Annotated in this window: 13 protein-coding genes; 7 read left to right on the top strand and 6 right to left on the bottom strand. The window is 39.1% G+C overall.

The genetic code is table 11. The annotated features are described in order from the left end of the window. Positions 1-28: 28 nt before the first annotated feature. The 6 genes from BM073_RS06560 to hemW form a co-directional block, all read right to left on the bottom strand. Complete coding sequence (locus tag BM073_RS06560; protein ID WP_091652221.1) at positions 29-2,020, bottom strand: peptidylprolyl isomerase; 1,992 nt, start codon at positions 2,018-2,020, stop codon at positions 29-31. Positions 2,021-2,110: 90 nt separating this feature from the next. Further along, positions 2,111-2,524, bottom strand: a complete 414-nt coding sequence (locus BM073_RS06565; protein ID WP_091652223.1) for an ATP-binding protein — start codon at positions 2,522-2,524, stop codon at positions 2,111-2,113. 1 nt (position 2,525) lies between these two features. Continuing rightward, positions 2,526-2,861 carry an STAS domain-containing protein gene (locus BM073_RS06570; RefSeq protein ID WP_091652227.1) on the bottom strand — a complete coding sequence of 112 codons (336 nt, stop codon included), beginning with the start codon at positions 2,859-2,861 and terminating at the stop codon, positions 2,526-2,528. Between the two features lie 9 nt (positions 2,862-2,870). Next, positions 2,871-4,934: a GAF domain-containing SpoIIE family protein phosphatase gene (locus tag BM073_RS06575; protein WP_091652231.1), complete on the bottom strand. Its 2,064-nt coding sequence runs from the start codon at positions 4,932-4,934 to the stop codon at positions 2,871-2,873. A 108-nt stretch (positions 4,935-5,042) separates the two neighbouring features. Continuing rightward, a complete protein-coding gene (locus BM073_RS06580) occupies positions 5,043-5,351 on the bottom strand; it encodes a DciA family protein (protein WP_091652233.1) in 309 nt (102 codons plus the stop codon). A gap of 8 nt (positions 5,352-5,359) precedes the next feature. Further along, on the bottom strand, positions 5,360-6,481 hold the full coding sequence (hemW, locus tag BM073_RS06585; RefSeq protein ID WP_091652236.1) for a radical SAM family heme chaperone HemW: 1,122 nt from the start codon (positions 6,479-6,481) through the stop codon (positions 5,360-5,362). A 45-nt stretch (positions 6,482-6,526) separates the two neighbouring features. Between hemW and BM073_RS06590 the strand changes: the two genes are divergently transcribed. From BM073_RS06590 to porM, 7 genes are all read left to right on the top strand, one after another. Continuing rightward, positions 6,527-8,221: a BamA/TamA family outer membrane protein gene (locus tag BM073_RS06590; protein WP_091652239.1), complete on the top strand. Its 1,695-nt coding sequence runs from the start codon at positions 6,527-6,529 to the stop codon at positions 8,219-8,221. A 4-nt stretch (positions 8,222-8,225) separates the two neighbouring features. Next, positions 8,226-9,341, top strand: coding sequence for a DUF4271 domain-containing protein (locus tag BM073_RS06595; RefSeq protein WP_091652241.1), 1,116 nt, complete (start codon positions 8,226-8,228; stop codon positions 9,339-9,341). 28 nt (positions 9,342-9,369) lie between these two features. Then, positions 9,370-10,143: a uroporphyrinogen-III synthase gene (locus BM073_RS06600; protein ID WP_091652243.1), complete on the top strand. Its 774-nt coding sequence runs from the start codon at positions 9,370-9,372 to the stop codon at positions 10,141-10,143. A 76-nt stretch (positions 10,144-10,219) separates the two neighbouring features. Next, on the top strand, positions 10,220-11,197 hold the full coding sequence (locus BM073_RS06605) for a PorP/SprF family type IX secretion system membrane protein (protein WP_091652246.1): 978 nt from the start codon (positions 10,220-10,222) through the stop codon (positions 11,195-11,197). A 170-nt stretch (positions 11,198-11,367) separates the two neighbouring features. Beyond that, positions 11,368-12,462, top strand: coding sequence for a T9SS ring complex lipoprotein PorK/GldK (gene porK / locus BM073_RS06610; RefSeq protein WP_091652250.1), 1,095 nt, complete (start codon positions 11,368-11,370; stop codon positions 12,460-12,462). A gap of 48 nt (positions 12,463-12,510) precedes the next feature. Then, a complete protein-coding gene (gene porL / locus BM073_RS06615; RefSeq protein WP_091652253.1) occupies positions 12,511-13,302 on the top strand; it encodes a type IX secretion system motor protein PorL/GldL in 792 nt (263 codons plus the stop codon). 37 nt (positions 13,303-13,339) lie between these two features. After that, positions 13,340-14,953, top strand: a complete 1,614-nt coding sequence (gene porM / locus BM073_RS06620; RefSeq protein ID WP_091652256.1) for a type IX secretion system motor protein PorM/GldM — start codon at positions 13,340-13,342, stop codon at positions 14,951-14,953. Positions 14,954-14,981: the final 28 nt, after the last annotated feature.

Raw genomic sequence — 14,981 nt, forward strand, 5'->3', positions numbered from 1 at the left:
ATTCCGACCTGAGTCGGTGTAATTGAATTTATTGATTCAGCGCAATGAAAGCCTCTTCTTTTACGCTCTTGTTCACTTTGATGGGATATTTTTTGCGAAGCGACTGAATAAGTTGCTCGTCTAAGTATTCTTGATAATCTCGAATAACCGGACCTCGGGTTTCTTCAAATGCCATGGGGCCGGGAGGAACTTTAGCTCCCACCACCACTAGGTGAAGGTGTCCATCGGCTTCTATTTCTTGGAAAGACTTGGATAAGTCAGCTTTGGAAAGTATGGGGTCATCAGCAATTTCAATCAATCCTGACTGAGTTTGGTAAGCCAGTGGATCATTGCTTTTATAAAACTCTTCAAATTCATTCACCAAGCTTTCAGAATAAGCATTTCCCTGAAGTCTGGATTTGGCCTGCTCTAGTTTATTTATATCTAATACCTTGACGATGAAAGCATTTACTCTTTCTCCCCATTGATAATCCCTGATATTTTGTTCATAATAGGCTCTTTGTCCAATAGAATCTTGTATTCCTTTTTGCCACACCTCTTCATTCATTAAGGTGAATAGTAGGATTCCATCCCTATACTCCTTGAGAAGCATGGAATATTCTTTATTATTCGCCTCTAAGTCTTCTTCCTCTATTTGCGCCAACAGTTCACCTGCAAACCTATCATACCATATATCGAATGTTCCTCCTTTAGTTTTTGGAGAGACTTCATCGGTTTCCATGTAGATAAGCATATCTTCCGTAGAATATGCCTTTCCTTTCAGAGTAAATAGGTTAGAGGCTCCCATTCCTAAAGCTGTAATTTCAGGACGGAATTCATTCTTTTTCTTGGTATTCAAAGAAGCTCTTAATTTTTCGACATTGGCTTCATTTTCTTTGAATCCATATCTAGCTTTCTGGATAGCCAGTACCTGAGATTGGATCATGGTTGACCTGGAATCTCTCAAGATTCGGGATCGAATCATATCCTCCATTTCTTCGAAGGAATCTATTGGCTTTTTATTTTCTAATCTTAGAATGTGATATCCGTATCTGGTTTTCACCGGAGGAGATACTTCTCCAATTTCAGTAAGTGAAAACGCTGCCATTTCAAATTCCGGAATCATATTTCCGACAGAGAACCAAGGCAAAAGCCCTCCTTTCTTACTGGTAGCTGGATCCTCTGAGTAGTTTTTCACAATATCCTCCCAAAGCGTCGTAGGCTTTTGAATCTCAGTATAGATATCGGAAATCTTTCTCCGAGCTTGATTTTCTGAGTTAGGATTGGTTTCGTCTACTCTAACCAAAATGTGAGATACCTGAACTTGTCCAGGGTTGGGTTGTCTTTCCTGGACCTTAATAATGTGGTATCCGAAACTCGTAAGAACAGGATCTGAAACTTGCCCAGGCTGAAGTGTAAAAGCCGCATCTTCAAATGGCTGCACCATCTGTAACGCGGTAAAATACCCAAGGTCTCCCTTATTGATTTTTGCTGAAGGATCGTCCGAGTATTCTACTGCCAAAGCATTTATATCTCCGCCATTTTGAATTTCCTGCTTGATCTTCAGAGCCATTTTCAACACGATCAAACTATCTTCTGAACTGGCATTGGGTGGAAACTGGAATAGAATGTGGCTGGCTCTGATGACTTCTTGCATCCTGGAATAGGCCTTTCTTAATTCTCCATCCTCCAGAGAATTTTTAATGAGAAAAGGGGACTTGAGGCTTTCTTTGAAGGAAGCGAATTCTCTTTTAAACTCAGTGGTCTCATCCAAGCCTAGGGCTTCGGCTTCTCTTACTTTCAATTTATAGTTTATGAAGAGATCCAAATTTTCCTCAAATTCTTCCCTGCTTAAACCGGGGGTATTTGCATCGGAATTGGAGCCTTTTCCTATTAAATAGACGAATTCATCTCTTGACACAGGCTTACCACCCACTGTCAAAAGAGGATCTTCCTGTGAAGCTGTCTGGGCAATTGAGCCCGGATTGATATACAGGAAAAGAAAGGCCGAGAGAATTGCCGAAATGGTTCGGTTAGTCATGAATCAGAAAGCTGAATTTTCAAGATGCAATGTTACAAAATTATCAGGATTTCAAGGGAAATGCCTTTTGAATTAAGGATTTAACAAGAATTAGGATCGAAAAAGTTTGATTAGCCTACAGGTATTAATTCCTCTGTCACTTTCAAACTCTATTTCGTCCATGATTTTACGTACCAAAATGATGCCTAGACCTCCTTTTCGCTTTTCGGAAATCACTTTTTTCAAATCTGGCATTTCGTAATCCAATAAATTAAAAGCTTCACCCTCATCTTTAATTTCAAAAATAAGCTTTTCAGCATCTTTTTCTACCGAAAGGAGAATATGGTCTTCCTCATTACAGCTGTGAGAATGTATGATGAGATTAGCGCATACTTCTTCCACTGCCAGCGTGACTTGTAAAATATCACTGTCTGACATCCTGGAATCCATGAGGGTCTGATTAAGAAAGTCCCTTAATTCCGAAAGTGCCGTGGTGCGGCATGCTATCTGAATCTTATGTACCATGTTATACTTCCTGGATCGCTTCTTCTTTAGTGGGGAAAATTGAAATCAATTGATCCAGTCCCAAAATTTTAAATACCTCAAATACTTTAGGGTCCAGTGCGAAAATTTTCAAACTAACTCCCTGTTCCTGAAAGTCTTCTAAATAAGACATAAATACTCCCAATCCTGCTGATGAAATATATTCAAGATCAGAACCATCAACTAAAATCGACTTGGCACCATTATCTGCAAGACTTCGGATGGACTCATCCAGTTGCACTGAGTTGCTGGCATCAATTTCCCCTTGTATCCGAAGGATATGGTGGGTATGTTCCTCATGAGTGTGAATCGAAAGCATGTTTTTTGATTAATTGAACTTAACTACCATGAGAGAATAATCGTCGTCAATCATTCCGTCTCCTTCCACGAAATCGTGCAGTGAGTCGATCATTTTTGTCTGAATCTCTCTCGGTGATAAATGATGATAAACTTCTACTAAGGATCGGACTCTTTCAAATCCAAATTGCTGAGATTTTTGATTTTTTGCCTCTACTATACCATCTGTAAACAGCAACAGTATGTCTCCTGACTCAAAGCTGAATACCTTTTCCTCAACGTGTTTTTCATACTGCATGTTTCTTAAGATTCCTAAACCCAATCCGTCAACCCCCAAGAAATCAGCTTTATTTTTGGATTTTTCCCACATTAAAGTAGGGACATGTCCTGCTCGGGCATGTAAAAAAGTATGATTGGAAGTATCAATTATAAATATCGAAGCAGTAATAAAATGATTTCTTTCCAGGCATCTACTCAAGGCACTATTGGCACGATTCATAAATTCAGAAGCTCCAAGATCCAGTTGAATCAGACTTTGGAATATCCCTTTCATTTGGGACATGTGAAAGGCTGCCGAAGTTCCCTTTCCGGAAACGTCCCCGATGATTAATACAAATCGATTTTCGTCCAACTGAAATGTATCATAGTAGTCACCCCCAACCTCATCGGCAGCATTGGAATAGGCGCAGATTTCAAAGGATTCATTGTGATCCAATTTGACAGGAAGTAGGGACTTTTGTACCCGCTGGGCAATTTTCAACTCTTCCTGATACCGTTCATTCTGAATAGCCTGATTCAGCAATCGGTGATTTTCTACTGCGATGCTGGCCTGACGGGTAAAGGTGCTGATGATATTGATCATCTCTTTGTTGAAACCATCCTTTACTTCTTTGCAAAGCACCAATCTGCCGATTACTGACTTATTGACCACCAAAGGGATGATTAGTATGGATTCGAACTTAGGGTGATCCAATCTCAAGGCAAGAGGACTTAGATTATCAGGCTTTGTTTCTGTCTCCCATTGAGTGGCCGTCTTCATACCCGAAATTTTCTCAGAAAGCTCATTTCTGGTTTCTTCATTGATCCACCTTTCCTGAATAAGCTCTGTGCCTGTTTCCAATCTATGCATTTCCATCCAGGCAGCATCTGCATAAGCAGCGCTCATGCAGGAGTCAATCAAGATATCCAATACCTGCTCTTCATTTTCTTCTGGCTGAATGGATTGACTTAGTCGCTGAAAATTGATCGCCTCTGTCAACTTCTGCTCAAAAACTGAAGATGTGGGTAAATTGAAAAGGGTAACTAGGAAGCTGAATAAGGCATAAATGAGGATGAATAAAAAAAGTGAAATCAGGAATAAGTTATCCAGGAGATTGATAGGGTAGGTTTGCTGGGCATTGCTAAACTGGCTGGTTTGATAAAATAAATAACCCCCACTCAAAAGTATGAAAAACAGGAAAAGTAGGGACTTCCATTTCTCCTTAAAGGTAAGGTATGGGATCCATTTCAAATTTCCTGAAAGAACTATCCCCAAGCCAGTCAAAATGACTAAGCCAAATATAAAGCTGTAATCAAAGGTGTTTTTATTAAAAAAAATGAAAAACATGGCCAGCAATAAGGCGAACTCATAAGTCTGCCATTGCTTGACTACCTGTTTGGATTTTTGATATAGGATCAGATTCTTCCAAAGAATCGCACTGGATATCAAAAATATAGTGACTAAGGCAAAGTGCACATGGTAAAAGAAATTTCGAAGAAATGGCTCATCGGCCAATCTGCTTTCTCCCAACAGGATATAAAAAAGCTGGACTAAGAGGAAAATTGCCGAGGCAAACATGCCTGTGGAAGCCGCCCTCCATATCAAATTTAGGAAATCGTTTCTTGCATCCTTATTGATTGCGTAATTGTAGAATCCATACACTGTGATAAAAAATAAGATTTCCAGTATCCATGTGAATTCAGGCGCAATTCCGGAATTTAAATCGTTGATCGCCCCAAATAATCTGGTAAGGTCTACAAAAAGCAAAGCCAGCCATACTAGTATGGCGAGCAAAAAGCTAAGCTTTCCGATATGTATGCTAGGTAGTTTGATCATGTATGCATCCCCAATATTAGTTAATGGGAATGGAAAAAAGACAGTAATCTCTCGATTGCTTTCTTATGTAAGATGTTAAAAAATTCTAATAACCATCTAAGGATTATATCAAAGGCAAATAAGCTCTTCAATCATCCCAGCACCAAACCTCTCATCAATCAGGTTTAGAATTTTACTTTTATTCATCTGCACTTCCCGCTTGATTGGGCCGGATGAAAGTTTTACAAACAGCTTTTTATCCCGGATAAAGACTGATTCGGTTCGAGAGGCAATAGTTTTACCAACTAACTCTCCCCAGTCGTGGATCAAAGATTTTTCCTGAAATTTTCCCTCCAAACGATAGACCTTCAGCAAATCTTTGAAAGCATCCTCTAGAGGAGCGGCTTCTTTTTTTCGGCTATTGGGATTATAATTCATAGGTTAATTTAGAAAAACAAGGCTGCTGCTATACTATCAGCCAAAAGCATTCCGCTTTTGCTCAAAGATAGGGTATTATCTTTCCAAACCAGCCAGCCCTGCTCTTGAAATTTGGAGATTTCACTCCTTTTCTCCTGAATCAGATCTTTTTCAAATGTTTGACTTACAAATGAAATATCCAATCCCCAACTTGTTCGCAGACTGGTTAAAATGTATTCATTTAAGCGGTCAAGTTCATCCATTTCCTCAATTTCAAAAGGGATTTGGTTGGCTTCAATTGCCCTGATGAATTGGATATTGTTCCTGACGTTTGCTCCCCTTTTCTCTCCGTCAAATGAGTGTGCTCCTGGGCCTAAACCCAAGTATGGCAGTCCTTTCCAATAGTTGCTGTTATGAATCGCTTCTTTACCAGAAGAGGCAAAATTGGAGATTTCGTATTGCCTATAGCCTTTTGCTTCGGTGAATGCTTGGAGAATTTCAAATTGTTCTGCTACAAAATCCTCAGAAGCGGGTTCGAATTTCCCGGTTTTTTCCCATTTCCCCAGAGCAGTTTTTGGCTCCACACTCAATGCGTAGCAGGATAAATGCCCCGGGTCCTGCTCCAATGCAGTTGTTAGATCTTTTTCCCAAAGCTGATGGTCTTGACTAGGGAAGCCATAAATCAGATCCATACTAAATTTTTCAAAGCCTATTTTGCGGGCTTTGGCTATAGCGTCTATGGATTCTTTTGAATTGTGGGCTCGATTATAAAATCTTAAAATTTCATCGTCAAAACTTTGAATTCCTAAACTCAACCGATCAATACCCATTGATTTCCAGGCTTGCAATTTTTCAGTTGTCAGATCATCCGGATTAGCCTCAAGTGTAATTTCTTTCAAATTGAGTTGAAAAATCGTGTTGAGATTTTCCAATAAAAAATCAATCCACTTGGGTTCTAAGATGGAGGGAGTGCCTCCGCCAAAGTAAATGGTTTCTATCGTATGTCCTTTGAGATACTCCTTTCTGAGTTCAGCTTCCTTCCCCATCATCTGAATCATCTGCTCCAGGTAGCTTGTATTTGTGCTGAAGTGGAAGTCACAATAATGGCAAGCCTGTTTGCAAAAAGGAATATGGATATAGATACCTGCCATCGATTTCTTTTAATTTGCGAATATAATGAATCCTAATTTCCTCAGATGAGACTCATCTTGTTCCTTTTTTTGGTTTATCTCCCTCTGACTTTTTCGCTTCAAGCACAGGAAAAGCTTTGGTTGGGATGGAGCTTGGATGGAGTGGAGTATGAGTGGAGGCAGTTTGAATCTGATAAAGGTCGAGGACATGGAATCGATTCCCTTTTACTATCCTATCAGGCACAGGGTTATTTGGGCGCATTTATTCAAAATCAGCGAGTTCAAGGGGATTCGCTCTGGATTAAATTTGAAACAGGTAAAAAAATAGAGGAAGTAATTTTGTCCCAAGGGAATCTGCCTTCCACCATGGCAAAAGAATTGAACCTTGGGAAATTGTCTTTCGCTCAAGTCAATTCCATATTTGACAGAATTGTAGGAGTCTCCGAGAATCAGGGATATCCTTTTGCGTCGGTTCAGATGGACAGTCTGGAAAGAACAGAAAACGGGATAAAAGCTTCCATTTTATATGATTCAGGTCCCTTAATAGTTTGGGATAGTATTAGTTTGGATGGAACTCCAAAAACAAAAGCGAAATACTTTCAAAGATTTTCCGGGCTGATTCCTGGTGACCCTTTCTCTCAGAAAGAACTGGAAAGGGCAAGCAGATTTGCGAATCGATCTCCTTATTTCAGACTTAGAAGTCAACCCGAGGTAGAATTTAGGATACAAAAAGCTCAGCCAGTTTTTAGCCTAGTTGAGAGAAATTCTAATGTATTGGATGGAATCATTGGATTTTTGCCTAATCAAAATGAACCAGGTAAGGTATTGATTACCGGTCAGTTGGACTTGCAGTTATTTCATTTAGGAGGGAAAGGAAGAGATGTGGAGGTCAGCTGGCAAAGGTTTAATGAATTAACCCAAAACCTAAATATCAAAGCCAAGGAATCGTTTCTTTTCAATAGTCCTTTGGATGTGGGGGGAGAGTTTAGTCTTCTCAAACAGGATAGTACCTTTATCAATAGAAATTTAGGACTTCGGGTGGGTTATAATGCGAGTAGCTCTTTGTATCTGACCTTTTTTACCAACAGAAAGGCCAGTGATTTACTCTCAACTTTTGCATTCAGGCAGGTGGAGCAATTACCTGATGTAGCCGATTTTAGATGGAATGAATATGGTTTGGGAGTGGATTTCAATGTGTTGGATGATGTGATTGCTCCAAGGAAAGGATGGAAGGTTTCTGGGAAGATTTCGGCAGGAAATAAGAGAATACTTCAAAATACAGGGATTCCTGAAGCAGTTTATCAGGATTTGGAATTGAGCAATCCACAATATTCTGTCAGTCTTATTTGGGAAAAGCATCTGTTTCTTAAACCTTCCTGGGGAATGTACTTTGGAGGTGCAGGAGGTTTTGTGCGAAATGAAACACTTTTGGTTAATGATTTATTCAGATTGGGAGGTCTGAAAAGTATTCGAGGCTTTAATGAAAATTTTTTCTTTGCTTCCTCTTTTGCCTATTTGAATGCAGAGCAGCGATTATTTTTTGGAGAAAATTCATTTCTACTGGCATTTATAGATCTTGGGATTCTAGAAAACCTTTACTTTGCAAATTCCTTTGACAGGCCAGTTTCTTTTGGTGCGGGCCTGAATTTTGAGACAGGTTCAGGGATTTTCAGATTTATTTATGCGGTTGGAAAGTCCAATGAACAACAAGCTTCCTTTTCCCAATCAAAAATTCATTTTGGATATTTAGCGAGATTTTAAAAAAATGGCCAGAATCCGGGTTTTCTTTCTCTTCACAGTTTTCTTTTCTCTTGGTTTTTCCCTGTCCGCACAGGTTTTGGAAGATTATTCCAAAACTTGGGAGGTAGCTGAAAGAGAGAGTTGGTTTGCAAGTAGTGATAGAATAAGTCAGGAGTTGAATCTGGCAACTTTTCCAATGGCTAATCTTTATCTGGAGGTGCCAGAGCAGACGGTTGTTTTTGCTGGGGAAAAACTTTGGTTTTACTCCAATTCTGACACTGTGTTAATTCGAAGGGTAACAGATGTCGCACAAGAATTAGCTCAGGAAAAAGTGACTTTGACCCTATACAAAGAAGGTATTGGAAGCCAAGATATCATTTTGAAAAAAATGATTGGAACTGAGTTGGATCAGACCACTCCGGAGGAAAGCAAGAATCTCATAAGTATCCGAGAAAAAAAGAGAAGTGTACTCAGGGATTTTTTCGGACTAGGACTCCTTATTGTCTTGTTTTTCATTGCCTTTTACAAGCAAGCATATCCTTTTCTTTTTTCCGGCATGCTGAGACCGAGTGGGCTACTTAGTGATGAGGATTTTTCCGATGTTGGAAGTTTGCAAAAGTTTTTCTCGTTGGACGTTTTGCTATTTGTATTTATGGTCAATTTACTGCTGGCTTTGGTGGGTACATTGGGCTTTGTGATCTATAAGGGAGACTTGGTCTTTCAATTGATCGAGCAGGATGTGATGTCCTTGATGATTTTCTGGTTAGTCACTACAGTTGGTTTGCTAATTCTTACAGTATTCAAGTTTATTGGGATTAGAATTGTTGCCTATCTATTTGATTTAAGGAAGCTGGAGTTTCCACACTTTTTCTATTTGCTTCGCTTAATTGTTTGGGCATGTTTTATTATGATCGGAGTTATTTTCGTTTATCTGATGAATTCCTTTTTTATGCTGGAAAATGTTCTTGAATTATCTCTCCAAGTTTTCTTTTGGCTTTATCTAATTGGCATCACCGGACTTTTCTTAATTATGATGAATCGCCTATCTTTTAAGAAATACCATTTATTTACTTACCTTTGCATCGCAGAATTGGTGCCTTTTCTGATCCTGGCAAAATGGATCATGGTATTAGGTCAATAGTAGATATAATTTAAAGAAATTAATAAGCATGAGTGCAGCTATTAAGGATCGGTTTAAACCAGTCAAAAGTATTCTTGTCTCTCAACCTAAACCTAGCGATGTAAATTCACCTTATTTTCAACTGGCTGAAAAATACAATCTCAAGATCGATTTCAGACAGTTTATTAAGGTAGAGCCGGTTCCTCCCAAGGAATTTCGAAAGCAAAAAATTGACATTCTTAAGCACACTGCAATCATCTTTACAAGCAGAAACGCGATCGATCATTTTTTTAATATTTGTAAAGAATTCAAAATAGAAATGCCCGCTGACATGAAATACTTCTGTATTTCGGATCAAACAGCCCATTATCTTCAGAAATATATTGTAATCAGAAAAAGAAAGCTTTTTGTAGGTCAGAAAACTGCATCAGATCTTTTTGATTATTTCAAGAAACATAAAAACGAAAAATACCTATTTCCTTGCTCTGACATTCGTAAAGACGATATACCAGATTACATGGAAAAAGCGGGTATCGCATTTACAGAAGCAATCATTTATCATACGGTAGCCGCTGATTTGTCAGACCTGGCGGATGTTAAGTATGATATTTTAGCCTTCTACAGTCCTTCTGGAATAAAATCTTTGAAACAAAACTTCCCGGATTTCGAACAAGGAAGAACCAGGATAGCGGCTTTTGGTCCGACCACAGCACAAGCCGTAAGAGATATGGGATTGATTTTGGACATTGAAGCACCGCTTCCAAATGCCCCAAGTATGACAGGAGCGTTGGAGCTTTATATAAAAAAGGCAAACAATTTGTAAATCTTGAAATCAAATTCTGTGGTTTTTCAGTTTAATTGCTTACAATAGTTCTATCATCTGACAAAACCACATTCAAATGATTCAAAGCAGTCGGTGGAAATACATTTTTGGCTTTGCTGTTATATTCAGTTTTTTCAGCATTGAATCCAGTTTTGCGCAGCAAGACGCGCAATTCACTCAATATATGTATAATGGCATGTATTACAACCCTGCATTTGCAGGCAGGGAAGGGGGTTTTCGATTTTCAGCACTTCACCGAACACAATGGGCAAATTATTCCACTTCGACAGGGGCAGGGGGAGCGCCTGTAACGCAGCTTTTGACAGCTCAGGGTAGTTTAGAAGGGAAAAATATTGGTTACGGTATTACAATAGTCAATGATCAAATAGGCGCCACAGGAAATCTGGAGATCAATCTTCAAGGAGCCTATCATAAAAAAATCAATAGAACTACGATCAGTTTTGGTGCCTATGCAGGTATGTTCTCCAGTTCGATTGATTATGGAGAGCTGGTTGTGGTAAACCCTGAACCTAATTTACCTTCTTCAGGAAAGGAAAATGCCATAAATATCAATTTTGGAGCGGGACTTCTTTTGGACCGAGGAGATTATTATGTAGGTTTGAGTTCTAGACATTTAAACCAACCCGAGTTTGATTTCGGAGATGGAGGTTTTGCAAATCCATTAAGGAATCATTCCTATTTATTGTTTGGGTATAGATTCAGACCAGTAGGGCAGTTGAGAATAGAACCAAGTTTTCTATTAAAATCTGTGTCCTTCAATAATTTTTCTTATGATGTGAGCGTTATTGCTACTCACCAGAATAAGATTAGCGGGGGATTGGCATTTAGAGGGGAAGAAAGTGTTTCCCTTATCTTGGGATATTCTTTGTTGAGAGATAATTCTCTTGTTTTAGGATATTCCTTTGATTTAGTAGTTAGCGGTTTGGAGGCAAAATCTCCGACAAGTCATGAACTTATGTTGCGTTATAGACTAACCGATATAAGTAGAAATGTAGAGCGAGTCATTCAGCGGACTCCAAGATTTAGATTTTAAGAGATACAGGATAGCCCTTGTATAAAGCTGAACTTCAGGAGAATTTATGAAAATTTATTCTGTTTAAAATTGGCAAGTTATTTGCATATCTGTTGAAAATTCAGCTAAATTTCGATCTTAGTCAAGGTTTTAAATAAGACTTTCATTTGATGATATAAAAAATGTCATTTATGTATAAAAAAAATAATATCCGCTTAATGCCGATCGTTTTGGGCTTGGCAATTGCGACAATCTTACCTGGATGCGGACTTTTTAGTAAAAAAGGATCGGCAAGTGAAAAGCTCAATCGGAGAGGTGAAGTGACTGGTGTTCCGAAGAGAGCACAATGGCAACAAAACCTCCCATACGATATGGTTCCTATTAAGGCTGGAACTTTTTGGATGGGACAATCCGATGAGGATATTGCTTTCACACAATCATCAATGAACAAACAGATAACCATATCTGAATTTTTCATGGATAAGTATGAAGTATCCAATAACAAATACAGACAATTTTTAGAAGCTGTAAGAGAAGGTACACTTACTACTGGTACTCCTACCACTTTAAAAGAAGAACCACAATTCAATTTAGATGAGTTAAAGCCAGATACTACAGTTTGGTCCACTAGCTTCTCATTTCACTACGGTGATCCATTGATGGAATTCTATTTTGATCACCCTGCATTTGACAACTACCCAGTTGTGGGTGTGACTTGGGATCAGGCTAAAAAATATTGCGAGTGGAGAACATACCATATGAACGCAAATGATGAGTATAATTTTGATATGCCAAGTTTCCGATTGCCATCTGAGGCAGAATGGGAATATGCAGCAAAAGGTGGAAAAGACGTAGCAAAATATCCTTGGGGTGGTCCTTACTTGAAAAATAAGCGTGGATGCCTAATGGCTAACTTCAAACCGGGAAGAGGTAATTACATTGACGATGGATTTGCTTACACAGCACCAGTGGATGTTTTTGCTCCAAATGGATTTGGCCTACATAACATGTCTGGAAACGTTGCAGAATGGGTATTGGATGCTTATGCTGCTACTTCCAGAACTGCTACTTGGGATTTGAACCCAGTGTATGATGTGGAAACTGAACCAAGAAAAGTAGTAAGAGGCGGTAGCTGGAAAGATATCGCACACTACCTAGAAACATCTACCAGAACTTATGAATATCAGGATGTGGCTCAGGCTCACATCGGATTTAGAACCGCAATGACCTTTATCGGAAGGTCTGGCTCCATGGATGTGAAATCCAGCAAAAGACGAAGACGATAAATCAACCCAACACTTTAAAAACCAAAAACCTTAATTCTTAATTACAAAATGGCTAGCAAAAGCAACTTCTTTTATTCCAGCGTAATGCCTAAAATCTATGGTATTGGTGCTGCAGTCGTTATCCTCGGTGCAATGTTTAAAATCCTTGACTGGCAAGGCGCTAACATCATGATCGGTGTAGGTCTTACTACAGAGGCGGCGATTTTCTTCCTTTCAGCCTTCGAACCAAGACCAGAGGAAGTAGACTGGACCAAAGTTTATCCGGAATTAGCTGGAGATGGTCCTGCTCCTAAGAAAGCAAGAGCAACAGCTGGAGCTGGTGATCAAGTTTCTCAAAAGCTTGACGATATGCTAGCCAATGCTAAAGTTGGTCCTGAATTGATTGAAAGCTTAGGTAAAGGTATGCAAAATCTTGCCAGCTCAGCTGAAAAAATGGGCAACTTGGCAGATGCAGCAGTAGCTACAAATGAGTATGCTACCAACGTGAAAACAGCTGCAAAAACTCTAGTAGACATGAACGCATCTTATGGTAAAACTGCTGCTGCATTGACTGAAATGTCAGCTGCTTCTCAGGATGCTAAAGAATATCACAATCAGGTTGTAACTGTAACCAAAAACCTTTCTGCTCTAAATGCAGTGTATGAAATGGAGCTACAGGATGCTAACAGCCACGTGAAAACATTGAATAAGTTCTATTCTAATATGACTGCTGCTATGGAAGGTCTTAGCGAAGCAGGCAAAGAAACAGAAGCTTTCAAAAACGAACTTGCGAAATTGAATCAAAACGTAAGCTCATTGAATAAAATCTATGGTGGAATGCTATCCGCTATGAAAGGTTAATTCTTTCCCAAACAAAAAAACCATTAGATAAAAACAAATGGCAGGAGTTAAAGAGACACCTAGACAGCGGATGATCGGGATGATGTACTTGGTATTGACAGCATTGCTGGCTCTACAGGTAAGTAATCAGATCCTCCAGAAATTCGTCTTGATCAATGACGGGATGGAGAGAACTTCAAAAAACTTTATCCTTAAAAATGAATCAACGGTAGGTTCAATTGAATACACAGTTGAACAACAAGGAAATAATGAAAAAGATGTTCCTAAGGTAGCAGCAGCACAGCAAGTGCGAGAAACTACTAAAGAGATCTACAGCTACCTTGAAGATTTAAAGCAGCAGCTGATTACTCAGTCTAACGCTAAGAATGAAGAAGGTACCTTTGTGAGTTCTTCCTTGAAAAATACAGAGGTTGCAGGTAACCTTTTCGTGAACAACGGGAAAGGCGAGGAGATGAAACAAACTCTAAATGCTTATCCTACTAAAATCGAGGAGATTTTGGCTAGCGTAGGTATTACCGATAGAAAGTTTGCTCCAATTGCTTTGGATGCAGCAGAAATCGACCTCTTCAAAAATGACTCAGAAGCAAAGAATAAAAGCTTTGTTGCTTTGAATTTTGTAAAGTCCCCGGTGGGTGCAGTAATGGCATTGATTTCTCAATATCAAAATGAGGTATTGAATATCGAAAGTGAAGCTTTAACTACTATCGCCAACACGATCGGTTCATTCTACTTCAAAGCCGATATCACAGAAGCTAAAATCTCTGCTGTTTCTAATATTGTAGCTGCAGGTACCAAATTCGAAGGTACTATGTTTATTGCTTCTTCATCTTCATCTGCTACTCCAACCATGACGTTGGATGGAAGATCAGTAACTGTGGATGAAAGAGGATTTGGTCAGATTGAATTTACGGCTACTCCAGCTTCTCAATATGATGACAGAGGATTGGCTAGAAGAGTATTAAAAGGTGAAATTGTTACCAATATTGGTGGTGAAGATCAAGTTCTTCCTGTAGAGTATGAATATTTTGTTGCTCAACCAGTAGTAAAAATATCTTCTGAGGTTGTTCAGCAGTTGTATGCAGATTGTGCTAATGAACTGCTAATTGAGGTTCCAGCGCTTGGAAATACATATGCGCCTGAATTCTCTGTAAGTAATGGTCAATCTATTAAAGGAAATAAGCCTGGTCAGGTTACGATTATTCCTGGAGCATCCGGTAAAGTAACTATCGGTGTTAGTTCTGGAGGAAATAAAATTGACGACGTAACGTTTGATATAAAACCAGTTCCTGCTCCATCAATCGTAGCTGCTATGTCCAATGGATCTCCGGTTGACTTGGCGCAAGCTCAAGCAATTGGATCGCTTACAGGTTTGAAAATTTTAGCTACTCCTGAGCCTACCTTTGGAAGAACAATGGCGAAAGATGCCAATTTCGAGGTAACAGGTGGAGAAGTAAGATTATTGAGAAGTGATGTTCCAAGACAGACTATCCAGATTTCAAATGGAAACAGTTTGGCTATGAGATCACTTTTGGAAAGTGCAAGACCTGGTGATGATATAGTGGTGGTGGTGAATCAAGTAACCCGTACCAACTTTAGAGGAAATAAAATTCCTACCTCATTGAATCAAATCATTCGTATCGGAGTAAAATAATTTTCCGGTAAGAATTCAGAAAATACGA

Source organism: Algoriphagus ornithinivorans, from assembly GCF_900115305.1.
GTDB lineage: Bacteria > Bacteroidota > Bacteroidia > Cytophagales > Cyclobacteriaceae > Algoriphagus > Algoriphagus ornithinivorans.